The sequence below is a fragment of the Pseudarthrobacter raffinosi genome (genome assembly GCF_023913835.1).
Classification (GTDB): Bacteria; Actinomycetota; Actinomycetes; order Actinomycetales; family Micrococcaceae; genus Arthrobacter; species Arthrobacter raffinosi.
Genome location: NZ_JAMXBG010000005.1, coordinates 220,045 through 245,026, shown reverse-complemented (window position 1 = coordinate 245,026; position 24,982 = coordinate 220,045). Strand labels below are relative to the sequence as shown.

At 62.2% G+C, this 24,982-nt stretch carries 20 protein-coding genes; 1 reads left to right on the top strand and 19 read right to left on the bottom strand.

Annotation, left to right across the window (positions count from 1 at the left end; translation table 11 throughout):
• Positions 1-469 precede the first annotated feature (469 nt).
• From rpsQ to rpsJ, 11 genes are read right to left on the bottom strand one after another with little or no spacing between them, the layout of a single operon-like run.
• Positions 470-778, bottom strand: a complete 309-nt coding sequence (gene rpsQ, locus NG697_RS07405) for a 30S ribosomal protein S17 (protein WP_056344371.1) — start codon at positions 776-778, stop codon at positions 470-472.
• Complete coding sequence (rpmC, locus tag NG697_RS07400) at positions 775-1,104, bottom strand: 50S ribosomal protein L29 (RefSeq protein WP_252569497.1); 330 nt, start codon at positions 1,102-1,104, stop codon at positions 775-777. Before rpmC ends, rpsQ begins: the two co-directional genes overlap by 4 nt.
• A 2-nt stretch (positions 1,105-1,106) precedes the next feature.
• Positions 1,107-1,523 carry a 50S ribosomal protein L16 gene (rplP, locus tag NG697_RS07395; RefSeq protein ID WP_056344375.1) on the bottom strand — a complete coding sequence of 139 codons (417 nt, stop codon included), beginning with the start codon at positions 1,521-1,523 and terminating at the stop codon, positions 1,107-1,109.
• Positions 1,524-2,366: a 30S ribosomal protein S3 gene (gene rpsC / locus NG697_RS07390; protein ID WP_056344378.1), complete on the bottom strand. Its 843-nt coding sequence runs from the start codon at positions 2,364-2,366 to the stop codon at positions 1,524-1,526.
• Complete coding sequence (gene rplV / locus NG697_RS07385; protein WP_056344381.1) at positions 2,367-2,732, bottom strand: 50S ribosomal protein L22; 366 nt, start codon at positions 2,730-2,732, stop codon at positions 2,367-2,369. It lies immediately after the preceding gene.
• 38 nt (positions 2,733-2,770) lie between these two features.
• Positions 2,771-3,052 carry a 30S ribosomal protein S19 gene (gene rpsS / locus NG697_RS07380; RefSeq protein ID WP_056344384.1) on the bottom strand — a complete coding sequence of 94 codons (282 nt, stop codon included), beginning with the start codon at positions 3,050-3,052 and terminating at the stop codon, positions 2,771-2,773.
• Positions 3,053-3,064: 12 nt separating this feature from the next.
• Positions 3,065-3,904 carry a 50S ribosomal protein L2 gene (gene rplB / locus NG697_RS07375; protein WP_056344386.1) on the bottom strand — a complete coding sequence of 280 codons (840 nt, stop codon included), beginning with the start codon at positions 3,902-3,904 and terminating at the stop codon, positions 3,065-3,067.
• A gap of 29 nt (positions 3,905-3,933) precedes the next feature.
• On the bottom strand, positions 3,934-4,239 hold the full coding sequence (gene rplW / locus NG697_RS07370) for a 50S ribosomal protein L23 (protein ID WP_018773664.1): 306 nt from the start codon (positions 4,237-4,239) through the stop codon (positions 3,934-3,936).
• Positions 4,236-4,859, bottom strand: a complete 624-nt coding sequence (gene rplD / locus NG697_RS07365; RefSeq protein WP_056344389.1) for a 50S ribosomal protein L4 — start codon at positions 4,857-4,859, stop codon at positions 4,236-4,238. The genes rplW and rplD overlap by 4 nt, the downstream gene beginning before the upstream one ends.
• Before the next feature lie 4 nt (positions 4,860-4,863).
• The gene (gene rplC, locus NG697_RS07360) at positions 4,864-5,514 is read right to left on the bottom strand and encodes a 50S ribosomal protein L3 (protein WP_056344391.1); all 651 of its coding nucleotides are present in this window, start codon (positions 5,512-5,514) and stop codon (positions 4,864-4,866) included.
• Between the two features lie 17 nt (positions 5,515-5,531).
• On the bottom strand, positions 5,532-5,840 hold the full coding sequence (gene rpsJ / locus NG697_RS07355; RefSeq protein ID WP_024366135.1) for a 30S ribosomal protein S10: 309 nt from the start codon (positions 5,838-5,840) through the stop codon (positions 5,532-5,534).
• 435 nt (positions 5,841-6,275) lie between these two features.
• Here rpsJ and NG697_RS07350 point away from each other — a divergent pair, with 435 nt between their 5' ends.
• A complete protein-coding gene (locus NG697_RS07350) occupies positions 6,276-7,727 on the top strand; it encodes a GH1 family beta-glucosidase (RefSeq protein WP_252608631.1) in 1,452 nt (483 codons plus the stop codon).
• 42 nt (positions 7,728-7,769) lie between these two features.
• On the opposite strand, the gene NG697_RS21030 is transcribed toward NG697_RS07350, so the two are convergent.
• The 8 genes from NG697_RS21030 to rpoB form a co-directional block, all read right to left on the bottom strand.
• Complete coding sequence (locus tag NG697_RS21030) at positions 7,770-7,895, bottom strand: hypothetical protein (protein ID WP_256468624.1); 126 nt, start codon at positions 7,893-7,895, stop codon at positions 7,770-7,772.
• 30 nt (positions 7,896-7,925) lie between these two features.
• Complete coding sequence (locus tag NG697_RS07345; protein ID WP_252613918.1) at positions 7,926-12,224, bottom strand: hypothetical protein; 4,299 nt, start codon at positions 12,222-12,224, stop codon at positions 7,926-7,928.
• Between the two features lie 155 nt (positions 12,225-12,379).
• Positions 12,380-13,570, bottom strand: coding sequence for an elongation factor Tu (gene tuf, locus NG697_RS07340; protein ID WP_160673126.1), 1,191 nt, complete (start codon positions 13,568-13,570; stop codon positions 12,380-12,382).
• A gap of 263 nt (positions 13,571-13,833) precedes the next feature.
• On the bottom strand, positions 13,834-15,948 hold the full coding sequence (gene fusA / locus NG697_RS07335) for an elongation factor G (RefSeq protein ID WP_252608609.1): 2,115 nt from the start codon (positions 15,946-15,948) through the stop codon (positions 13,834-13,836).
• Positions 15,949-16,017: 69 nt separating this feature from the next.
• Positions 16,018-16,488: a 30S ribosomal protein S7 gene (gene rpsG / locus NG697_RS07330; protein WP_011692813.1), complete on the bottom strand. Its 471-nt coding sequence runs from the start codon at positions 16,486-16,488 to the stop codon at positions 16,018-16,020.
• A gap of 1 nt (position 16,489) precedes the next feature.
• Positions 16,490-16,864, bottom strand: a complete 375-nt coding sequence (gene rpsL, locus NG697_RS07325) for a 30S ribosomal protein S12 (RefSeq protein ID WP_011692814.1) — start codon at positions 16,862-16,864, stop codon at positions 16,490-16,492.
• 332 nt (positions 16,865-17,196) lie between these two features.
• On the bottom strand, positions 17,197-21,096 hold the full coding sequence (locus NG697_RS07320) for a DNA-directed RNA polymerase subunit beta' (RefSeq protein WP_252613912.1): 3,900 nt from the start codon (positions 21,094-21,096) through the stop codon (positions 17,197-17,199).
• A gap of 119 nt (positions 21,097-21,215) precedes the next feature.
• Positions 21,216-24,725 carry a DNA-directed RNA polymerase subunit beta gene (rpoB, locus tag NG697_RS07315; protein ID WP_058931713.1) on the bottom strand — a complete coding sequence of 1,170 codons (3,510 nt, stop codon included), beginning with the start codon at positions 24,723-24,725 and terminating at the stop codon, positions 21,216-21,218.
• Positions 24,726-24,982 lie beyond the last annotated feature (257 nt).

Here is a 24,982-nt window from a genome sequence, read left to right as displayed (position 1 = left end):
TCCTCGTTCTCGGTAAAAGGAAACAGTGAAGGGCCCACGGCGTGATCCCCGGCGCCCGGCTTAATGACGGACTGAAAGAACCATAGTGACTACGGCGTCGACAGGCGACCACAGGCACATTTTCAGCCCGGAACGGGCGCCCCGCAAGGGGCATACAGGCTTAATGCGCCTTTTCGGCGGACGCTCTCTCACTTTCATAAGAAAAGTGAGAGAGCGTCCGGGGATTTCCCGCATTAAGTGAGAGAGCGTCCTGATGCAAACGCGGACGACGGCGTCACGCAAGGCACGCTTTCGGCCCGCCGGCGGTGCCGTTCCCCCGGAAACCTGGCGTCCCGCCGTCGGCCGTCCCCCAAAAACCTGCTCCGCGTGGCACACCCAGACAGCTCAACCGCCGCCAAATACGGAAACCCCCGCTCCCAAAAGGGAACGGGGGTTTCCGGTGCAGTACCTGCAAGCAGGCTGCGGGGTGTTACTTGGCCTTTTCGAGGATCTCGACCAGACGCCACCGCTTGGTAGCGGACAGCGGGCGGGTCTCGGCGAGGAGAACGAGGTCGCCGATGCCGGCGCTGTTCTCTTCGTCGTGAGCCTTGATCTTCGTGTTGCGGCGGATGACTTTGCCGTACAAAGCGTGCTTTACGCGGTCTTCTACCTGGACAACGATGGTCTTTTCCATCTTGTCCGAGACTACGTAGCCACGCTTCGTCTTACGGTCACCGCGTTCGCCAGCCGTAGCTGCTGCGGAAACAGTTTCCGTCACGTTCTCGTCCTTTTCACTCACTTGGCATCCTCCTCGGCCTCAACCGTTTCAGCCGTTTCGGCTTTCTTGGTTGCAGCCTTTTTGGACTTCTTCTCTTCCTTGGCTTCCACAACCGGTGCGGCAACCTCGGCACGAATGCCCAGCTCGCGCTCACGGAGAACGGTGTAGATGCGTGCGATGTCCTTCTTTACCGCGCGCAGACGACCGTGGTTCTCCAGCTGACCGGTGGCGGACTGGAAACGCAGGTTGAACAGCTCTTCCTTAGCCTTACGGAGTTCTTCAACGAGTCGCTCGTTGTCGAACGTGTCCAGCTGTGCGGATGCAAGTTCCTTGGATCCTACTGACATTTCTATTCACCACCTTCGCGACGCAAAATGCGTGCCTTCAACGGGAGCTTGTGGATTGCCAGGCGCAGGGCCTCGCGAGCTACCGATTCCTCGACGCCGGAGATCTCAAAGAGAACCCGGCCCGGCTTGACGTTTGAGACCCACCATTCCGGCGAACCCTTACCGGAACCCATGCGGGTTTCGGCCGGCTTCTTGGTGATCGGACGGTCCGGGTAAATGTTGATCCAGACCTTCCCGCCACGCTTGATGTGGCGGGTCATCGCGATACGGGCAGACTCGATCTGACGGTTAGTGACGTATGCCGGGCTCAGAGCCTGGATACCCCACTCACCGAAGGAGACCTTGGTGCCGCCCGTAGCAGCGCCGGAACGACCCGGGTGGTGCTGCTTACGGTGCTTGACTCGACGTGGGATAAGCATTTAAGCCTGTCCTCCTTCTACTGCAGCAGGTGCAGCCTCAACTGCCGGAGCCTCGGCAGCCGGAGCTGCCTCTGCTGCCGGACGGTCGGTACGACGGCGGCGGTCACCACGGTCAGCGCCGCCGGCGCCACCCGGGCGGCCCGGACGGTCGCTGGGACCGCGGCCACGGGACGGAGCAGCAGCTGCCTGCTGAGCCAGTTCCTTGGCGGTGACGTCACCCTTGTAGATCCAGACCTTCACGCCGATGCGGCCGAAGGTGGTCTTGGCCTCGTAGAAGCCGTAGTCGATGTTCGCACGGAGGGTGTGCAGGGGCACACGGCCTTCGCGGTAGAACTCCGAGCGGGACATTTCTGCGCCACCCAGTCGACCGGAGCAGGCGATACGGATGCCCTTGGCACCTGCACGCTGAGCGGACTGCATGGCCTTCTTCATCGCACGGCGGAAAGCCACGCGGGAAGTCAGCTGCTCAGCAACGCCCTGGGCAACAAGCTGTGCTTCCATCTCGGGGTTCTTGACCTCGAGGATGTTCAGCTGGACCTGCTTGCCCGTCAGCTTCTCAAGCTCGCCGCGGATGCGGTCTGCTTCAGCGCCGCGGCGGCCGATAACGATGCCGGGACGTGCCGTGTGGATATCCACGCGGACACGGTCACGGGTGCGCTCGATCTCAACCTTGGCGATACCGGCGCGCTCCATGCCAACTGACATGAGCTGGCGGATACGGATGTCTTCGCGAACGAAGTCCTTGTACCGCTGTCCGGGCTTGGTGCTGTCAGCGAACCAGTGCGATACGTGATCGGTGGTGATGCCGAGTCGGAACCCGTGCGGGTTAACTTTCTGTCCCACTTAGCGAGCCTCCTCTTTCTCAGGTGTAGCGACTACCACAGTGATGTGGCTGGTGCGCTTCTTGATCTGAAATGCACGACCCTGAGCACGCGGCTGGAACCGCTTCATGGTCGGGCCTTCATCAACGAACATTTCGCTGATGATGAGGTCGCTTTCGTCAAACGAAACACCGTCGCGGTCCGCGAGGGACCGGGCGTTTGCGATTGCCGACTGTACTACCTTGAATACCGGCTCCGAAGCTGCCTGGGGGGCAAACTTCAGAATTGCCAGAGCCTCATTCGCTTGCTTACCACGAACAAGGTTGACGACGCGCCGGGCCTTCATAGGCGTTACGCGGATGTGACGCGCAATTGCCTTGGCTTCCATTGCTTTCCTTCTCTCGTCTTTGACGTAAGTGCAGGCGCCTAGCGGCGCTTGCCCTTACGGTCGTCCTTGACATGGCCGCGGAATGTCCGCGTGGGAGCGAATTCGCCGAGCTTGTGCCCGACCATCGACTCAGTGACAAACACCGGAATGTGCTTGCGTCCGTCGTGTACGGCGATCGTGTGCCCAAGCATGTTGGGGATGATCATCGAACGGCGGGACCAGGTCTTGATGACGTTCTTGGTGCCCTTTTCGTTTTCCCTGTCCACCTTTACAAAGAGGTGCTGGTCAACGAAAGGACCTTTTTTCAGGCTGCGTGGCATGTGTCCAGGCTCCTATCGCTTGTTCTTGCCAGTACGACGGCGACGAACAATAAGCTTGTCGCTCTCTTTGTTGGGACGCCGGGTGCGGCCTTCCCGCTTACCGTTCGGGTTGACGGGGTGACGTCCACCGGACGTCTTACCCTCGCCACCACCGTGCGGGTGGTCAACCGGGTTCATCGCGACACCACGGACGGTCGGGCGAACGCCCTTCCAGCGCATGCGGCCGGCCTTACCCCAGTTGATGTTCGACTGCTCGGCGTTGCCGACCTCGCCGACGGTTGCGCGGCAGCGCACGTCAACGTTGCGGATTTCGCCGGAAGGCAGACGCAGCTGGGCGAAGCGGCCTTCCTTTGCTACAAGCTGGATCGATGCGCCGGCGGAGCGGCCCATCTTGGCGCCGCCACCCGGACGCAGTTCAACTGCGTGGATTACGGTACCAACCGGGATGTTGAGCAGCGGCAGGTTGTTACCGGGCTTGATATCAGCACCGGAACCTGCCTCAACGACGTCACCCTGGGAGAGCTTGTTCGGCGCGATGATGTAACGCTTGGTGCCATCAACGTAGTGCAGGAGGGCGATGCGAGCCGTACGGTTCGGATCGTACTCGATTTCGGCAACGCGGGCGTTGACGCCGTCTTTGTCGTGGCGACGGAAGTCGATCAGACGGTACTGGCGCTTGTGGCCACCACCCTTGTGACGGGTCGTGATCTTACCGGAGTTGTTACGGCCGCCCTTTTTGGGCAGCGGACGTACCAACGACTTTTCCGGCGTCGACCGCGTGATTTCGGTGAAGTCCGCTACGCTCGAGCCACGACGGCCTGGGGTAGTCGGCTTGTATTTACGGATTCCCATAATTTATTTCCTCGTTAAAGTGGTCTCCGCTACGAGAGCGGACCGCCGAAGATGTCGATGGTGCCTTCTTTGAGGCTCACAATTGCACGCTTGGTGTTCTTGCGGGTACCCCATCCGAATTTGGTGCGCTTGCGCTTACCGGCACGGTTGATGGTGTTGATCGATTCGACCTTGACGGAGAAAATCTTCTCCACGGCCAGCTTGATCTCGGTCTTGTTCGAGCGGGGGTCCACCAGGAAGGTGTACTTGCCCTCATCGATCAGGCCGTAGCTTTTTTCCGATACGACGGGTGCAAGCACGACGTCGCGCGGGTCTTTGATGGTGGCTGCACTCACTTGGCATCCTCCTCGTTCTTTGCTACTGCCCGGTCAGCAACGAATGCTTCGTAGGCAGCCTTGGTGAAGACAACGTCGTCAGAGACGAGTACGTCGTAGGTGTTCAGCTGGTCTGCGTACAGAACGTGAACACCGGCGAGGTTGCGCACGGAAAGTGCTGCAACATCGTTGGCGCGCTCGATGACAACCAGCAGGTTCTTGCGCTCGGAAACTCCGCGCAGCGTTGCCAGTGCGTTCTTGACGGACGGCTTGGTGCCCTCCACCAGTTCGGCAACAACGTGGATGCGTCCGTTGCGTGCCCGGTCAGAGAGTGCGCCGCGCAGTGCAGCAGCAATCATCTTCTTGGGGGTGCGCTGGCTGTAGTCACGCGGTGTGGGACCGTGGACTACGCCACCACCGGTCATGTGAGGAGCACGGATTGAACCCTGACGGGCGCGGCCGGTGCCCTTCTGCTTGAACGGCTTGCGACCTGCACCGGAAACTTCGGCGCGGGTCTTGGTTTTGTGGGTACCCTGGCGAGCAGCAGCGAGCTGGGCTACGACGACCTGGTGCAGCAGCGGCACGTTGGTCTGAACGTCGAAGATCTCTGCAGGCAGGTCAACCTTGACAGTGCTAGTCATTGAACTAGGCTCCCTTCACGGCGGTGCGTACGAGTACGACCTGGCCGCGGGCGCCGGGGACGGCACCCTTGATCAGGAGCAGCGACTTCTCGACGTCAACTGCGTGAACCGTGAGGTTCAGCGTGGTGTGACGAACGGCGCCCATGCGGCCGGCCATTTTCATGCCCTTGAAGACGCGGCTCGGGGTGGATGCGCCACCGATTGAACCGGGCTTACGGTGGTTCTTGTGAGCACCGTGTGAGGCGGGAGCACCGTGGAAGCCGTGACGCTTCATAACACCGGCGAAGCCCTTACCCTTGGTGGTGCCGATAACGTCGATCTTCTGGCCGGCTTCGAAGAGCTCAACAGAAAGCTCCTGGCCCAGCTCATAAGTGTCAGCATCTGCAGTGCGCAGTTCGACGACGTGGCGGCGAGGCGTGACGCCTGCCTTTTCAAAGTGACCAGCCAGCGGCTTGGTGACCTTGCGGGGATCGATCTGGCCGTAGCCGATCTGAACAGCTACGTAGCCATCAGTGTCTGCGTTGCGCAGCTGCGTGATGACGTTCGAATCTGCCTGGACCACAGTGACGGGGATGAGCTTGTTGTTCTCGTCCCAGACCTGGGTCATGCCGAGCTTCGTGCCCAGCAGGCCCTTTACGTTACGGGTTGCGGTCATAGTCTCTCAGCACCTCCCTACAGCTTGATTTCGATGTTCACGTCGGCCGGCAGGTCGAGACGCATAAGCGAATCAACAGCCTTCGGCGTGGGATCGATGATGTCGATAAGACGCTTGTGCGTGCGCATTTCAAAGTGCTCGCGGCTGTCCTTGTACTTGTGCGGAGAGCGGATAACACAGTAAATGTTCTTCTCCGTCGGCAGCGGCACGGGGCCAACTACCGTTGCGCCTGCGCGCGTGACCGTCTCAACGATCTTCCGTGCTGAAGAGTCAATGACCTCGTGGTCATATGACTTCAGCCGGATGCGGATTTTTTGTCCCGCCATGTCGCCTGACTCTCTTTCAGTTAGTGCTGCTCCCGGTGAGGGCTGCTCTGTTCACTTTCTTGTTGCATGTGGCTGCCGAAGCATTTGAAGTCTGAACTACCACCCGCCGCACAAGCTGAATCCGGATGAATCCGGGTTCCTCAGCCTGCCGACGTAACCGACCCCCGCGGTCGGGCGTGTCGCGCTTAGCACGCATACAAATCCGCAGTTCCATGGGGAGTGGGTTATGTTTGGGCTTCCACTTGGACCCTGGCACCCGGCATTATCCGGATCGGGACACGAAGAAGCGCTTGAACAACTCATCTAGTATGCCGGATATTATGCCCAGAAGCGAATCTGCAGGCTGACACCTCCCCCCTCCGGCCCAGTGCGCATTCGGGCCCTGCACGGCCTGTGGTCATTGCCTTCGGCAACATCCGAATGGATGATGGGGGAATGACCGTCGAAAATGACGTTTCCGTCCAGGATCTGGCCGACCGACTGCCCAGCTCGTTTACCCTCGGTGTTGCCGCGGCCGCCTTCCAGATCGAAGGCTCCCTCTCCGCTGACGGACGGGGTCCCTCCGGTTGGGACGCCTTCGCGGAGAAACCCGGCGCCATCATCGATGGACACTCCCCAGCAGTGGCCTGCGACCACTACAACCGCTCGCCCGAAGATGTGGCTCTGATGCGGGACCTCGGCGTGGATTCCTACCGCTTTTCCATCTCCTGGCCGCGGATCCAGCCGGACGGCCGCGGTGCATTCAACAAACAGGGCCTGGACTTCTACGACCGCCTGATCGACCAGCTGCTCGAAGCCGGCATCTCCCCCATGGCCACCCTCTACCACTGGGATACGCCACTGCCCTTGGAGCACCGTGGCGGCTGGATGAACAGGGCCACCGCCGAACGCTTCGCTGAGTACGCAGGCGAGGCCGGCCGGCGTTTTGGTGATCGCGTAGACAAGTGGGTAACCCTCAACGAACCAGCCTCGGTAGTCCTCAACGGCTATGCGCTGGGCGTCCATGCCCCCGGACGGGATCTCCTCTTTGATGCCTTTCCTGCTGTCCACCATCAACTGCTGGCGCATGGCATGGCCACCCAGGCACTGCGGGCGGAAGGGGTCCGCGGCGGAATTGGCGTGACCAACCTGCATTCCCCCGTCCAGCCGGCAACGCGGAAAATTGCCGACAGGGCCGCTGCGAAAGTCTTCGACATTATGCTGAACCGGATCTATGCCGATCCGGTCCTCCTGGGCCGGTACCCCCGCTCCTTGCGGTTTGCCAAGCCGTGGCTGCCGTCGTTCGGCAAGATTTCCGACGCCGATCTGCGCACCATCCATCAGCCCGTGGACTTCTACGGCGTGAACTACTACCAGCCCGTGAAGGTAGCAGCCGGGCAGGGCACCGGCGAAGACCTTACGGTGCCAGCGGAAGCCATGGTCCGGATACCTGCCCACCAGATGCCGTTCGACGAGTACGGCACCACAGGCTTCGGCTGGCCGGTGGCTCCGGAGCACCTGGGATTCCTGCTGCGCGAGCTGAAGGACCGCTACGGGGATGCCTTGCCGCCGATCTACATCACCGAAAGCGGTGCCAGCTTCCCTGAACCCGAGCATGTCACCGGCCCCGTCCAAGACCAGCAGCGGATCGATTACATCGCGGGCCACTTGCGGCACGCCCTGGAGGCGACGGCTCCGGGCGGAATTGCCCACGACGTGGACCTCCGCGGGTACTACGTCTGGACCCTGATGGACAACTTTGAATGGGCCGCGGGGTATTCACAGCGCTTCGGCCTGGTGCACGTGGATTTCGACACCCTGGAGCGCACACCCAAGGAATCGTTCTACTGGTACCGGGCGCTCAGTCAGGCGCGGAAATCACTGGCCGGCGAAGGCCAGCCCGGCTGAACACCGGCGAACACTCCTGCCGGCTGAGGCCCAGTGGCCTTGCTACTTGTCCTTGTTTGCCCGGTTGATGCGCTTGGCGCGGTCAATCTCGGTGCGGAAATGCTTCTTGGCCCAGAAAACTCCGGCGACCACGGCGACCACGATGATCAGAAAAATCAGCCATTCCATGATGTACTCCTCTCGCTGTCAGCAACAGTATCAGTGCCGGCGGGAAGGTTCCCTGCGGTCGTGGGACGGCGGGCTGGACTCAGGACCCGGGGTCACCTCTGGTCCCGCCTCCGGCGCCTGACCGGCCGTTCCACGGTTCAGCCGCCAGACGGCAAAGACGATCAGCCCCACAGCGATGAACGCCAACAGCAGGAACGTGTACTGCCGCATGGCCCACAGAATGCAGGCGGCCACCCCTGCCGCGCCCCACCAGACGAAGAGCCGTTCCCCCAGTCCAAGGCCTGCCATGAGCAGCAGGGCGAGGAGCACCAGGACCCACAGCTGCTGCCCAGCGTTCCCGCCGAACACTATGCCCAGGCCGCTCAGCGAGAGCAACGCAGAGGCCGCGCCCACCAGGAACCGGCCGGCAGCTTGGTTGCCGGCGAAGTAGCGCAAGCCACCGAGGACAGCGGCCAGGACCACGTACCACTGGACAACCCAGAAGGGACTGGGAAGATCGGTCAATAGCCGGCCCGTGCGATCCTCAGGCGCGTCCAGTTCGAAGATGGCAGCGCGCTGGATGGCTACGGTGAGGAGCAACGCACCCACTTCGAGGGCGATCCGTCGCGCCCTTGCGGGTGCCTCCCTGTAGGACACCCCGATGGCGGCGGCCAGCACGGCGGCCGCCGTCCAGGACGTTGCATCGTGCCGGATTCCGACGAAGACCACCAGCACGAGGCCGAGGAACGCCGCACCGGCAAGCGACCAACGACGCACCGGCTCGGCCTGCAACGGGCCGCTGCGCATGAGCCGCACGGCATAAAGGGCGGCCGAAGCCACGCCCGCGCCGGTCAGCCATGGCAGGAATCCGTCCCAGACGCCGGGGACATCCTGATACGCCTCCGCCGCCAAGGCGACGGACCCGCCGAGCGCGGCCACGGCTGCCGGCGGATACAGCACCGGCAGATCCTCGATATGCGACGCGGTAAAGCACACGGCTGACAGGACCAGGACAGCCGCTCCCGTCACCCAGTCGGCCGCCAACGGCGAGATCAGCAGCCCAACACCGGCAAACGAGCCGGCGGTAACCAGCCAGAGCCAGTGCTCGACGTCCGCGTCGCCAGCGGTCTGTTGGTGACCATTCTGCTCATGCCCGCTCTGAGTGAGCCCGTTCTGAGTAAGCCCGTTCTGCCGGCCGGCGTTCTGCCGGTGCCGCAGGATGCCGGCAGCGGTTGCAAGCAGCGCACCACCCAGCAGCGTCACGGCAGTGCCGGTGTGGCTCAGCACCGCGGTCACAAGGAACGTCCCGTCGAACGTGAACAGCGGGCCCAGGGCGAGGACGCCGAACAGTGCCGTATACACAGCGAAGTAACGGGCTCCGTAGGCACTGAAGAGTCTCCTGGCCACCACAGCAGAGACCAACAGCAACAGCAGTTCCAGCAACACCACCCAGCGGCCGCCGTCGTCGTCCTGCGCCAGCAGCCCGACGCCGCCCGGCCTCGTCACGTAGACCAGCGGCAGCAATGCCTGCCCGGCCAGGGTGATCCAGACTGCAGCCTGCTGGAAAGGGATGTCAGCCAGCCGTGAGCGCATCACCCAGCGGACGGCATGCTGGGCCGCGAGCACCAGGGCAAAGGTCACCGAAACCACTGTGGGCGAGGCGGTGACGTCGTAGCTGAGGACCACCGCGAGGCCTGCCGTCAGCACGCGGGCCGCCACAAAGTACCAGCCCTTCCTGGCCCGCCGTTGCTCTGCCACCACCATCAGCGTGGAGTAGACCGCGAAGATACCCAGGATCAGTTCCACCCGAAGTAGATCGCCATCGCTGAAGACCAGCAGCACAACAAATGCAAACGGAGCCAACCAGACTGCACCCGCCACTCTGCGAAGGAAGTACCCCGAGGCCGCCGCGCCTAGGGCCACGAGTCCTGCAGCGTACGTTTCCTGCCAGTCTGCGGAACCTGACTGCAAGAGGCTGGCAATGCCGGCCAACTGGAGAAGGAGCACTGCGCCTGCGTCAGCAAGAATCCCGCGGGGAGCACGACGGCGGACGGCAGCCACCAGCGGAAAGCACAGCTGGAGTGCCAGCACGGTCACCAGGACCGTTGCCGGGTGGACCACTTCGTCCGCGATGACCACCGGGCCGCCGTCCCGCCGCAGCTGGTGAAAAGCTGTCAGGGCAAGTACGGTGGCTGCCGCCCTGGCGAACCACCAGTAGGCCCAGCGGTGTTGGCGCAGGGGCAGACGAACCGCAGTGATGAGCAGATATGCAACCACCAACAACAACGCCAGGTTCCCGGCGCCTTGTGAAACGGCTTGGAACGCGACCGTCGCGGCGACCACGGACATACCCAGCGGCAAGGCCTCCCACACCGTTGCAACCCAGTCCGGTTCCGTAGCCGGCCGTGGAACCACCACGGCTCCGATGACAAAAGCGGCAGCAAGCTGGATGATCACGCAGACGGCTGTCAGGCCGTAGTCCGGCGAGGTCTCAATGAACGGCATCCCGACCAGAACCAGTGCACCCCCGGCACCGAAGACGCCCAAGGTTGCCTCCGGCGCAAACGTCCGCACGCCCGCGCGTTCCAGCAGCGCCGTCAGGAGTTGCTGGCACACGAGTGCCAGCAACAGCGCGAACACGGACGCCTCGGCCCGCCCGGGGCCGTCATCCATCACGGCCGCGACAGTTACGGGGACCGCGCAGGTAAGGGCCAACCGGGACCCCAGAACCAACCGGCCGCGGAAATCACCTGCCGCGAAAACCCCCCGGATCGCCCAGAAGCCGGCCGCGGCGAGCAGCATTCCGGCGAGCGGCCACGCGCCCATCGAAGGCGAAACTATGCCGGCCAAGACCAGTGCGGCCACTGGCGCCCATTCGGCCCGGCCGGCCCACTTGGCTGCCAGTACCATGCCCGTGGCCAACGATAATGCCACCGGCACCCACAGCGGCACCGTAATACCCGCTGCGACTGAACCGTAGCCGTCCATAGCGCGGAAGAAGCCGACAGCGGTCTCCTGAACGCTGAACGCCGTGGCGGCAGCGAGTTGCAGAGCAAACGTCGCCCGGGCATCAACCTGCCAGCGTTCTCCAGCGGCGTTTGGGCTGTTGCCGGCGGCGGACGAGCCTGCCTGCTGCTGGCGAAACCAGCCCGTCAGCCTGGCCGACAGGAACGCCAGCCCCACTGCCTGGGCGGCGAACAGTACGCCGGCGGCGAGCAGGGCATCGGTCCCCCGGCCGGTCAGGTGCCACATCTCGACGGCGGCAGCTACAGTCAGGGCGGCCCGTGCCGCATAGAAGTTGATCAGCCGGAACCGCCCCGGAACAGCGGCCATAAGGGCAAAATAGACTCCGCACATGCCGATGACCAGCGCGTACTCAGCTTTGTCCAAGTGCAACGGCACGCAGGTCGCGGCGACGGCAACGGCCGGAACCACCAACGGGTGCAGGACCATCAGCGGCCTGATATACACCGGCGGCAGCCAACGCGGCCGGGCAAGGGCAATGCCAGTTAGCAGCACGGCGACGGCTATGAGCGCAGCGAAATACCAGACGAGCGCGCCACCCAGGATTGAAACGCCGGAGAACGCTGTGGAGGCCACAAACGTGAAGGAAAGGTACACGAGAACCCTGCTCTCCAGCCGGACCGCCGCCGCAACATAAGCCGCGGTACCGATCAGCGACGTGATCAGCCAGGCGGACGGGCCGTGATGCAATGCGAAGTTGTACAGTGCCAGCCCGGTCACAGGAACCAGGGCAAGCCCGGTACCGGTGAACGCCACGGCAGCAGGCTTCAGCCGCGGGACCCGGGCGTGCAGTACAAATCCCGCGCCATAGAAAAGCGCCGTGACCGCGCAGACGCCGGCAAAGCGCAACATGGGCGGAAGGCTGGTGCCGATGAAGAGTGCTGCGGCAGCCACCAGCAGCAGGCTGGCCACGTACAGCGTGATGTTGATGTTCTGCCGGTCACGCTTTTCACGGCGGGCCTGGCGCTCAGCCGGTGTCTCCGGAAATGTCTGGAACGAGGCGGCCGGAGACTGCGGCGGAATCCTCGGTGGCACCGACGCGGTGGGCGACGGCGACGATAAGGGCGCCAAAGGCGACGCCGGCACCAGGGAGATGCTGACGTCGGCGGGCACTGGCGTGGCCGGCGTGGGCACACTGCTGGCTGCCGCCGTCGTACGCTGCCCCAGGGGCGGGCCCTCCCCCAGCCGTGAGTCGGCGTCGGCAGAACTTGGCGATTGCGTGGCCCCCGGACTTGGCTGGCCGGACGCCTGAAGCTTGGCCACGGCGTCAAGCCACCCTTGAAGGTGACCGGCGCGGTAGCCCGCTTCATAAGATTCGTCCCTCACGGCGATCCCTCTCCAAAGGGCAGGCCTGCCTGCACAGTTAATCCAGTGATTGGATTAACTGTAGCAAAGAACAGCCCCGCTGCACTAGCAGCGGGGCTGTTCCAAACTTCGCGTCAGGTTGTCAGACGGCCATCAGCTCCGTGCTCAAGAAGTAATTACTTGATGATCTTGGTAACGCGTCCTGAACCAACGGTGCGGCCGCCTTCGCGGATAGCGAAGCCGAGGCCCTCTTCCATGGCGATGGGCTGGATGAGCGCAACGGTCATCTCAGTGTTGTCGCCAGGCATAACCATTTCCGTGCCTTCCGGCAGGGTGATAACGCCGGTTACGTCCGTGGTGCGGAAGTAGAACTGCGGGCGGTAGTTCGAGTAGAACGGGTTGTGACGTCCGCCTTCGTCCTTGGAGAGGATGTAGACGTTGGCCTCGAAGTCGGTGTGCGGGGTGATGGAACCCGGCTTGACAACAACCTGGCCACGCTCTACGTCATCACGCTTCAGACCGCGGAGCAGGAGGCCACAGTTCTCGCCGGCCCATGCTTCGTCGAGCTGCTTGTGGAACATCTCGATACCGGTGACGGTGGTCTTCTGAACCGGACGGATGCCGACGATCTCAACCTCAGAGTTGATGCCGAGGGTACCGCGCTCGGCGCGACCCGTCACAACGGTGCCACGACCGGTGATGGTGAAGACGTCTTCGATCGGCATCAGGAAGGGCTTGTCCTTGTCGCGGATCGGGTCCGGGACATTCTCGTCAACCGCTTCCATGAGGTCCTCGATGGACTTGACCCAAACCGGGTCGCCTTCGAGAGCCTTCAGGCCGGAGACGCGAACAACGGGAGCGTCGTCGCCATCGAAGCCCTGAGCAGAAAGCAGCTCACGAACTTCCATTTCAACGAGGTCCAGCAGTTCTTCGTCGTCAACCATGTCCGACTTGTTCAGCGCAACCAGCAGGTAGGGAACGCCAACCTGGCGGGCAAGCAGAACGTGCTCGCGGGTCTGAGCCATCGGGCCGTCAGTGGCGGCAACCACGAGGATTGCACCGTCCATCTGGGCAGCACCGGTGATCATGTTCTTGATGTAGTCAGCGTGACCCGGAGCGTCTACGTGTGCGTAGTGGCGCTTCTCGGTCTGGTACTCAACGTGAGAGATGTTGATGGTAATGCCGCGCTGACGCTCTTCGGGAGCAGAGTCAATAGACGCGAAGTCGCGCTGCTCGTTGAGAGTCGGGTACTTGTCATACAGCACCTTGGAAATGGCGGCCGTCAACGTCGTCTTACCGTGGTCAACGTGACCAATGGTGCCGATGTTAACGTGCGGCTTAGTCCGCTCGAACTTTGCCTTTGCCACAGGTTCCTCCTAGAACGTTTTCAAATGACTTACCCTTCAACCGCGCTTATCGCGGCAGAAACTCAGGCAAGTCTACTTGGGGGGCTTTGGATTGGTGAAATTGCAGATTCAGGAACTAATACTAGTCCCTCGAGCCTGTTCGTGCAGGTGGCCGGCGCCCGGCTTGACCGGACTGCATCTAACCGGGACCCGGCCACCTGCACCAGGTGTGCTTCCGTCAACCGGAAACGCACCCGAGTTTTTTGCTGCGAAAGTCCGAAAGACTACTCGCCGCGGTTCTTCTGGATGATCTCGTCGGCAAATGCCTTCGGGACCTCGGCGTAGCTGTGGAACGTCATGGAATACACAGCGCGGCCCTGGGTCTTGGAACGCAGGTCACCGATGTAGCCGAACATGCCGGACAGCGGGACGTGCGCACGGATGACCTTGACACCCTGTGCATCTTCCATGGACTGCATCTGGCCACGGCGGGAGTTGAGGTCACCGATAACTTCACCCATGTATTCCTCAGGGGTGCGGACCTCTACATCCATCAGCGGTTCGAGCAGGATGGGGTTTGCCTTACGTGCGGCTTCCTTGAAAGCCATACGGCCGGCAATCTTGAACGCCATTTCCGAAGAGTCAACATCGTGGTAGGCACCGTCAATCAGCGTCGCCTTGATGCCGACAACCGGGTAGCCGGCCAGGACGCCGTCGTTCAGTGCATCCTGGATACCGGCGTCAACCGACGGGATGTACTCGCGCGGAATACGGCCACCGGTGACCTTGTTCTCGAACTCATACAGCTCGCCGTCGGACGTGTCCAACGGCGCGATGGCAATCTGGATCTTTGCGAACTGGCCCGAACCACCGGTCTGCTTCTTGTGCGTGTAGTCGTGACGCGCAACAACATTCTTGATAGTTTCGCGGTAAGCGACCTGCGGCTTGCCGACGTTGGCCTCTACCTTGAATTCGCGGCGCATGCGGTCCACCAGGATATCAAGGTGAAGCTCGCCCATGCCGGCGATGATGGTCTGACCGGTGTCCACGTTGAGGGAGACCTGGAAGGTCGGGTCCTCAGCGGAGAGCTTCTGGATGGCCAGAGAGAGCTTCTCCTGGTCACCCTTCGTGTTCGGTTCGATGGCAACCGAGATCACGGGCTCCGGGAAGCTCATGGACTCGAGTACGATCTGGTTGCTGGAGTCACACAGGGTGTCACCCGTGGTGGTGTCCTTCAGCCCGATCGCTGCGTAGATGTGGCCGGCGGTAGCGCCTTCGACAGGCATTTCCTTGTTGGCGTGCATCTGGAACAGCTTGCCGATGCGCTCCTTCTTGCCCTTAGTGGAGTTGACCACCTGAGCACCGGCTTCGACGTGACCGGAGTACACGCGGATGAAGGTGAGCTGGCCGAAGAAGGGGTGGGTCGCAATCTTGAACGCCAGAGCCGAGAACGGCTCCTCGGAGGAAGGCGCGCGGGTCAGTTCCTTCTCTTCGTCGCGAGGATCGTGACCGATCATCGGCGGGACGTCGAGCGGGTTCGGCAGGTAGTCAACGACGGCGTCAAGCATCGGCTGAACGCCGCGGTTCTTGAACGCGGAGCCACAGAAGACCGGGTAGAGCTCGGAATTGATCGTCATCTTGCGGATGCCGGCTTTGAGTTCCTCGATGGTGAGTTCTTCACCTTCGAGGTACTTCTCCATGAGCTCTTCGGTAGCGTCAGCCACCGTCTCAACGAGAGCGGCGCGGTATTCCTTGGCCTTCTCCAGCAGATCCGCGGGGATCTCCTGGATCTCGTACTTGGCGCCCATGGTGACGTCACCCTTGGAGTCACCGGGCCAGACCAGCGCACGCATTTCCAGGACGTCCACAACGCCAATGAAGTCGTTCTCGGCACCGATCGGCAGCTGCATAACCAGCGGCTTGGCACCAAGGCGGCCGATGATGGTGTCTACCGTGAAGTAGAAGTCAGCGCCGAGCTTGTCCATCTTGTTGACGAAGCAGATGCGCGGAACGTTGTACTTGTCAGCCTGGCGCCAAACGGTCTCAGACTGCGGCTCAACACCTTCTTTACCATCGAACACGGCAACGGCGCCGTCGAGGACGCGCAGGGAGCGCTCAACCTCTACGGTGAAGTCAACGTGGCCGGGAGTGTCAATGATGTTGATCTGGTTGTTGTCCCAGAAGCAGGTCACGGCGGCAGACGTGATGGTGATGCCGCGTTCCTTCTCCTGTTCCATCCAGTCAGTGGTCGAAGCGCCGTCGTGCGTTTCGCCGATCTTGTGGTTCACGCCTGTGTAGAACAGAATGCGCTCGGTGGTGGTGGTCTTGCCAGCATCGATGTGGGCCATGATGCCGATGTTGCGGACCTTACTAAGGTCTGTAAGCACGTCCTGTGCCACGGTGTCTCCCTTTCGGATGGACTACACGTTCGCCGCCGGCTCAGCTGAGCCGGCGGCGTCCGGGAAGTATTACCAGCGGTAGTGTGCGAAGGCCTTGTTGGACTCGGCCATCTTGTGGGTGTCTTCGCGACGCTTCACAGCGGCACCGAGACCGTTGGAGGCATCCAGGATTTCGTTCTGGAGGCGCTCGGTCATGGTCTTTTCACGGCGGGCCTTGGAGTAGCCAACCAGCCAACGCAGGGCGAGGGCGGTGGAGCGGCCCGGCTTGACCTCAACCGGAACCTGGTAGGTGGCGCCACCAACGCGGCGTGAGCGGACCTCAAGGGAAGGCTTGACGTTCTCCATGGCCTTCTTGAGGGCTGCTACGGGGTCGCCGCCGGACTTGGCGCGGGCGCCTTCGAGGGCACCGTAGACGATGCGCTCTGCGGTGGACTTCTTACCGTCAACCAGCACCTTGTTGATCAGCTGGGTAACCAGCGGGGAGCCGTAAACGGGATCTAGTACGAGCGGCCGCTTGGGGGCCGGACCCTTGCGAGGCATATTACTTCTTCTCCATCTTTGCGCCGTAGCGGCTGCGTGCCTGCTTACGGTTCTTCACACCCTGGGTATCGAGGGCGCCACGGACGATCTTGTAGCGGACACCCGGGAGGTCCTTCACGCGACCGCCGCGAACGAGCACAATGGAGTGCTCCTGCAGGTTGTGGCCTACACCGGGGATGTAAGCGGTAACTTCAACGCCACCGTTGAGGCGCACACGTGCAACCTTACGAAGAGCCGAGTTCGGCTTCTTGGGGGTGGTGGTGTAAACGCGGGTGCAAACACCGCGGCGCATCGGGCTGCCGTTAAGCGCGGGAGCCTTGGTCTTTTTGACCTTAGGCGTGCGGCCCTTGCGGACCAGCTGGTTAATCGTAGGCACTCTCGTGTTCTCCGTTGGTTTGATCTCTACCTTCACACTCAGGCGCCAGCCTGAGCACAATGGTTTTGGCGTTGTTCCTGCAGCTGCGGCCTCTGGAACATGCGTAGGCGTGCAAAAGCGTGGCATTCGTTGCGCACCTTACCCGCAACCCGGAAACAAGCTCCACCCAGCATCATGAGAACAAAACCAAAATGATGCTGCGGCGGCCTTCATCCACTGCCACACAGAACAATTACACAAAGTTTAGCACGGCTGGAACCGGGCCCTTAATCGGGCGTAGACGAAAGGCCCCGCCGCCACAGAGTGGAGGCGGGGCCTTTCAACGCAATCGACTAGCGGAAATCGTTGCCGAGATCGTAGTCATCCAGCGGGATGGCGTGGAACTCAGGAGCTCCGTCGCCGCCCAGGGAGTCGTACGAGAAGTCACTGAACGCGCTGGGGCCGGTGAACAGGTTGGCCTTCGCTTCCTCAGTGGGCTCCACGGTGACCTCGGTGTAGCGCGGGAGACCCGTGCCCGCCGGGATCAGCTTACCGATGATGACGTTCTCCTTGAGGCCGAGCAGCGGATCGCTCTTGCCTTCCATGGCCGCCTGCGTCAGGACGCGGGTGGTCTCCTGGAAGGAAGCTGCGGACAGCCAGGACTCGGTGGCCAGGGACGCCTTGGTGATGCCCATGAGCTCAGGACGTCCGGAAGCCGGAGTCTTGCCCTCGGACACAACGCGGCGGTTGGCCTCCTCGAAGCGGCTGCGCTCGGCGAGCTCGCCGGGCAGCAGATCCGATTCGCCGGACTCGATGACCGTGACGCGGCGCAGCATCTGGCGGACGATAACCTCGACGTGCTTGTCGTGGATACCGATGCCCTGGCTGCGGTACACGCCCTGGACCTCGTCCACCAGGAACTTCTGCGCGGCACGGGGACCCATGATGCGCAGAACCTGCTTGGGATCCACCGGACCGTTGATGAGCTTCTGGCCTACTGTGACGTGCTCGCCATCCTCGATGAGGAGGCGTGAACGGCGCAGGACCGGGTAGGCGATCTCTTCAGAGCCGTCATCCGGAGTGATGACCAGGCGCATCTGGCGCTCGGACTCTTCGATGGCGATGCGGCCGGCTGCTTCAGCAATCGGTGCGACACCCTTCGGAGTACGGGCTTCGAAGAGCTCCTGGATACGCGGCAGACCCTGGGTGATGTCCTCTCCACCGGTGGCGGAAACAGCACCACCGGTGTGGAACGTACGCATGGTCAGCTGGGTACCGGGCTCACCGATGGACTGTGCGGCGATGATGCCCACGGCCTCGCCGATGTCCACGGTCTTGCCGGTGGCCAGCGAACGGCCGTAGCACAGGGCGCAGGTGCCGACGCTGGACTCACAGGTGAGTACGGAGCGGACCTTGACCTCGGTGATGCCGGCTGCGAACAGCTCAGCGATAACGACGTCGCCGCAGTCGGTGCCGCCGGCTGCAAGGACATTGCCCTTGGAGTCCACAACGTCAACAGCGAGCGTACGAGCGTAGGCGCTGTTCTCGACGTTCTCGTCCAGGACCAGCTCGCCGTTGGCGTCCGGCACGGCGATTGGCGTGACCAGGCCGCGCTCGGTGCCGCAGTCCTCTTCGCGGACGATGACGTCCTGCGACACGTCCACCAGACGACGGGTCAGGTAACCCGAGTTGGCGGTACGCAGTGCGGTGTCAGCCAGACCCTTACGGGCACCGTGCGTGGCGATGAAGTATTCCAGCACCGACAGGCCCTCGCGGTAGGAGGACTTGATGGGACGCGGGATGATTTCACCCTTAGGGTTGGCCACCAGGCCACGGATACCCGCGATCTGACGGACCTGCATCCAGTTACCACGTGCACCGGAGGACACCATACGGTTGATGGTGTTCATCGGCGACAGGTTGTCACGCATCACCTGGGCGATCTCGTTCGTTGCCTTGTTCCAGATCTCGATCAGTTCCTGGCGACGCTCGTCGTCGTCGATCAGGCCCTTGTCGTACTGGCCCTGGATCTTGGCAGCCATGATTTCGTAACCGGCCAGGATCTTCGGCTTGTCCTTGGGTACCTCGATGTCCGAGATGGCGACGGTGACACCGGACCGGGTGGCCCAGTAGAAACCGGCATCCTTCAGGTTGTCCAGCGTTGCCGCCGTGACCACCTTCGGGTAGCGCTCGGCGAGGTCGTTGACGATCGTGGACAGTTCGCCCTTGTCCGCAACGTTCTCAACCCACGGGTAATCGGCCGGCAGGGTCTCATTGAAGATGACCTGGCCCAGGGAGGTCTGGACGATAACCGGCTGGCCGGCCTCCCAGCCTTCCGGAGCTTCCCAGCCCTGGTACGGAACGAAGCCTTCAAGACGGATCCTGACCTGCGAGTTCAAGTGCAGCTCGCGGAGGTCGTAGGCCATGATGGCTTCGGCAACCGAGGAGAAGACGCGGCCTTCGCCAGCTGAACCAACACGCTTGGTGGTCAGGTGGTAGAGGCCGATGATCATATCCTGCGAAGGCAGGGTGACCGGGCGGCCGTCGGACGGCTTCAGGATGTTGTTCGAGGACAGCATCAGGATGCGTGCCTCGGCCTGGGCCTCGGGGCTCAGCGGCAGGTGGACTGCCATCTGGTCGCCGTCGAAGTCAGCGTTGAAGGCGCCACAAACCAGCGGGTGGAGCTGGATTGCCTTACCTTCAACAAGCTGCGGTTCGAAAGCCTGGATGCCAAGGCGGTGCAGGGTGGGTGCACGGTTGAGCAGCACCGGGTGTTCGGTGATGATCTCTTCCAGCACGTCCCAGACCTGCGGACGGTAACGCTCAACCATGCGCTTGGCCGACTTGATGTTCTGTGCGTGGTTGAGGTCAACCAGGCGCTTCATCACGAACGGCTTGAAGAGCTCCAGTGCCATCTGCTTGGGCAGACCACACTGGTGCAGCTTCAGCTGCGGGCCGACGACGATGACCGAACGGCCGGAGTAGTCAACGCGCTTGCCGAGGAGGTTCTGGCGGAAACGGCCCTGCTTGCCCTTGAGCATGTCGCTCAGGGACTTCAGCGGACGGTTGCCAGGACCGGTGACCGGACGGCCGCGACGGCCGTTGTCGAAGAGGCTGTCAACAGCTTCCTGAAGCATGCGCTTCTCGTTGTTGACGATGATCTCCGGGGCACCGAGGTCAAGCAGGCGCTTGAGGCGGTTGTTGCGGTTGATCACACGACGGTAGAGGTCGTTGAGGTCGGAGGTCGCGAAGCGGCCACCGTCCAGCTGGACCATCGGGCGCAGTTCCGGCGGGATCACCGGGACGGCGTCCAACACCATGCCGAGCGGGCTGTTGTTGGTGGTCAGGAACGCGTTGACCACCTTCAGGCGCTTCAGGGCGCGGGTCTTGCGCTGGCCCTTGCCGTTGGCGATGATGTCGCGCAGCAGGTCAGACTCGGCCTGCATGTCGAAGTTCTCAAGACGCTTCTTGATCGCTTCGGCACCCATGGAGCCTTCGAAGTACATGCCGTAGCGGTCGCGCAGCTCGCGGTAGAGGCCTTCGTCGCCTTCGAGGTCTGCGACCTTCAGGTTCTTGAAACGGTCCCAGACCTGCTCGAGCCGCTCGATCTCGGCGTCGGCACGCTTACGCACGTTGGCCATCTGACGGTCCGCGGAGTCGCGGGCCTTCTTCTTGTCGGCAGCCTTGGCACCTTCACCTTCGAGGCGCGCGATCTCGTTTTCGAGGTCACGGGCGATCGTGGCGATGTCGGAGTCGCGGTTGTCGATCAGCTGCTTCTTCTCGATGTCGTGCTCAACCTGCAGGTTGGGCAGTTCCTCGTGGCGGCTGTCGGCGTCGACGCTGGTGATCATGTAGGCAGCGAAGTAGATGACCTTTTCGAGGTCCTTCGGTGCCAAGTCAAGGAGGTAGCCCAAGCGGGACGGAACACCCTTGAAGTACCAGATGTGCGTGACCGGGGCGGCCAGCTCGATGTGGCCCATGCGCTCACGGCGGACCTTCGCACGGGTGACTTCAACGCCACACCGCTCGCAGATAATGCCCTTGAAGCGCACGCGCTTGTACTTACCGCAGTAGCATTCCCAGTCGCGGGAAGGGCCGAAGATCTTCTCGCAGAAGAGGCCGTCCTTCTCGGGCTTGAGCGTGCGGTAGTTGATGGTTTCCGGCTTCTTAACCTCGCCGTAAGACCAGCCACGGATGTCATCCGCGGTGGCGAGGCCGATCTGCATGAGGCCGAAGGAGGATTCGCTGGACATATGGTCCCTGTTCTCTCTTGTTCTCTAAATTCTGAAGTCTTGGTTACGGGAAGAGGGAGGTGATGCCGGGGAAAAGGCAGCGCGGCGGGGCCGCTTGCTTTTCCCCGGACATCAACCTGCTAAACCTCTTCTACGGAACTGGGCTCTGCACGAGACAGATCGATGCCCAGTTCTTCCGCAGCCGTGAAGACTGCGTCATCAGAGTCACGCATTTCAATTGTGGTTCCGTCCGTGGAGAGTACTTCCACGTTCAGGCACAGCGACTGCATTTCCTTGATCAAGACCTTGAAGGACTCAGGAACGCCCGGCTCGGGGATGTTCTCGCCCTTGACGATTGCTTCGTAGACCTTGACACGACCGTGGATATCATCCGACTTGATGGTGAGGAGTTCCTGGAGCGTGTACGCGGCGCCATAAGCTTCCAGCGCCCACACTTCCATCTCACCGAAGCGCTGGCCACCGAACTGTGCCTTACCACCCAGCGGCTGCTGCGTGATCATGGAGTACGGGCCAGTGGAGCGGGCGTGGATCTTGTCGTCCACCAGGTGGTGGAGCTTCAGGATGTACATGTAGCCGACCGAGATCGGATCCGGGAACGGCTCGCCGGAGCGGCCGTCGAAGAGGCGGGTCTTGCCTGAGGAGTTGATCAGGCGGTCGCCGTCGCGGGTGACGTTGGTGGAGTCCAGCAGACCCGTGATTTCCTCTTCACGGGCGCCATCGAACACCGGCGTTGCAACAGTGGTCTGGCCACTCTCGCGCGGCAGGTTCGGCAGCTGCTTCATCCACTCGGGCTCGCCTTCGATCTTCCAACCGGTCTTGGCAACCCAGCCGAGGTGCGTTTCCAGCACCTGGCCGACGTTCATACGGCCCGGAACACCCAGCGGGTTCAGGACAATATCAACGGGGGTACCGTCGGCGAGGAAGGGCATGTCCTCGATCGGGAGGATCTTGGAGATAACGCCCTTGTTGCCGTGACGGCCGGCGAGCTTGTCGCCGTCGGTGATCTTGCGCTTGGCGGCCACGTAGACGCGCACCAGCTGGTTCACGCCCGGGGGCAGTTCGTCGTCGTTGTCGCGGTCGAAGACGCGGACGCCGATGACGGTGCCGGACTCGCCGTGCGGAACCTTCAGGGAGGTGTCGCGCACTTCGCGGGACTTTTCACCGAAGATGGCACGCAGCAGGCGTTCTTCCGGGGTCAGTTCGGTTTCACCCTTCGGGGTGACCTTTCCGACCAGGATGTCGCCGGCTTCAACTTCGGCACCGATGTGGATGATACCGCGCTCGTCCAGGCCTGCCAGGACTTCCTCGGACACGTTGGGGATGTCACGGGTGATTTCCTCGGCACCAAGCTTGGTGTCGCGGGCATCGATCTCGTGCTCCTCGATGTGGATGGAGGAAAGAACGTCCTCGGCAACAATGCGCTGCGAGAGGATGATGGCGTCCTCGAAGTTGTGGCCTTCCCATGACATGAATGCCACGAGCAGGTTCTTACCGAGGGCGAGTTCGCCCTGGTCCGTTGCCGGACCGTCGGCGATGATGCCGCCGACCTCGAGGCGCTGGCCTTCGTTCACCAGGACACGATTGTTGTAGCAGTTGCCCTGGTTGGAGCGTGCGAACTTGTTGATGCGGTAGTTGGTTTCCGTACCGTCGTCGTTGAGCATAATGACGAGCTCAGCGGAGACCTCGGTAACCACACCGGCCTTCTTCGCAATGGTGACATCACCGGCGTCGACGGCTGCGGCGCGCTCCATGCCGGTACCCACGAACGGGGCCTCGGAACGGACCAGCGGCACGGCCTGGCGCTGCATGTTGGCACCCATGAGTGCGCGGTTAGCATCGTCATGCTCGAGGAACGGGATCAGGGCGGTAGCCACGGACACCATCTGGCGCGGGGAAACGTCCATGAACTCGACCTCGCCGGCGGGAACGAGCACAGGCTCGCCTCCACCACCACGGGCGCGGACCAGGACGGTCTCTTCGGCGAACTTCTTGTTCTCATCCAGCGGAGCGTTGGCCTGGGCGATCAGGACCTCTGCCTCGTCGTCGGCCGTGAGGTACTGGACCTCGTCGGAGACAACGCCTTCAGCGACGAGACGGTAAGGAGTCTCGATGAAGCCGAACGGGTTGATGCGGCCGTAGGATGCCAGCGAACCGATCAGACCAATGTTCGGGCCTTCAGGGGTTTCGATGGGGCACATACGTCCGTAGTGGGACGGGTGAACGTCTCGAACTTCCATGCCTGCGCGGTCACGGGACAGACCACCCGGGCCAAGCGCGGACAGACGGCGCTTGTGGGTCAGACCCGACAGCGGGTTGTTCTGGTCCATGAACTGTGACAGCTGGGAAGTTCCGAAGAACTCCTTGATGGCTGCAACAACAGGGCGGATGTTGATCAGTGTCTGCGGCGTGATGGCCTCGACGTCCTGGGTGGTCATCCGCTCGCGGACAACGCGCTCCATACGGGACAGGCCGGTGCGGACCTGGTTCTCGATGAGCTCGCCGACGGCGCGGATACGACGGTTGCCGAAGTGGTCGATGTCATCGATCTCAACGCGCAGCTCGTGGTCCTGGCCGTCGCGCTTGCCGGTGAGGGTCTTCTCGCCGGCGTGCAGGGCAACCAGGAACTTGATCATGGCCACGATGTCTTCAACGTGCAGGACAGAAGCTTCCTTGTCGCCAAGGGAGCGGTCGATGCCAAGCTTGCGGTTGATCTTGTAACGGCCAACCTTGGCCAGATCGTAGCGCTTGGAGTTGAAGTACAGGTTGTCCAGGAGTGACTGGGCAGCCTCGACTGTGGGCGGCTCGCCCGGTCGCAGCTTCCGGTAGATGTCCAGCAACGCGTCTTCGCGGGTCTCGGTGGCGTCCTTCTCCAGCGTTGCACGCATGGAGTCGTACTGGCCGAACTCTTCGAGGATCTGGCCTTCGGTCCAGCCGAGGGCCTTCAGCAGAACGGTGACGGACTGCTTGCGCTTGCGGTCGAGGCGAACGCCGACCTGGTCGCGCTTGTCGATTTCGAGTTCAAACCATGCACCGCGGGACGGGATGATCTTGGCAGTGAAGATGTCCTTGTCACTGGTCTTGTCGGCGGTGCGCTCAAAGTAGGCGCCCGGTGAACGGACCAGCTGGGAGACGACCACACGCTCGGTGCCGTTGACGACGAAGGTGCCCTTCTCCGTCATGAGGGGGAAGTCGCCCATGAACACGGTCTGCTGCTTGATTTCGCCCGTGTTGTTGTTCATGAACTCGGCCTTGACGTACAGCGGTGCCGAGTACGTTGCGTCCCGGTCCTTGCACTCGGCCATGGTGTACTTCGGGTCAGCGAACTCCGGATCGGAGAAGCTCAGGGACATGGTGCCCTGGAAGTCCTCGATCGGGGAGATCTCTTCAAAGATGTCCGACAGTCCGGACGAGGTGGCGACGCTGAGATCGTTTTCTTCGACGGCCTTCGCTACGCGCGCCTGCCAGCGTTCGTTTCCGACCAGCCAGTCGAAGCTGTCCGTCTGCAGGGCAAGGAGATTCGGAACGTCCAGCGGTTCGTGAATCTTTGCGAATGAGAGCCGGCGAGTGGCACCATCAGTGCTGTCGGCGGTGTTAGCGGTTTCGTTATTAGAGGTGCTCGAGGCGACCAAGAGGGATCCTTCCACAGACCTTCAGGCGTTTTCAGATCTCCCCCGCTGTGCACCCTGCGGAATGACTCCGCAGTGCTACCATCCGGTTCCGCTATATGACCCGGGCCGGGGCTTTCCATACAATGACGTTGTTGACGGCACGTTGATGGTCAGCTGCCAGGCAAAGCCCACCGCTATATGAAGGCTGAAGGTAAACAGGGAAGACGCAAATATCTACGATACGGCAAAACCAATTACGTGTCTACCCCACAACCGGA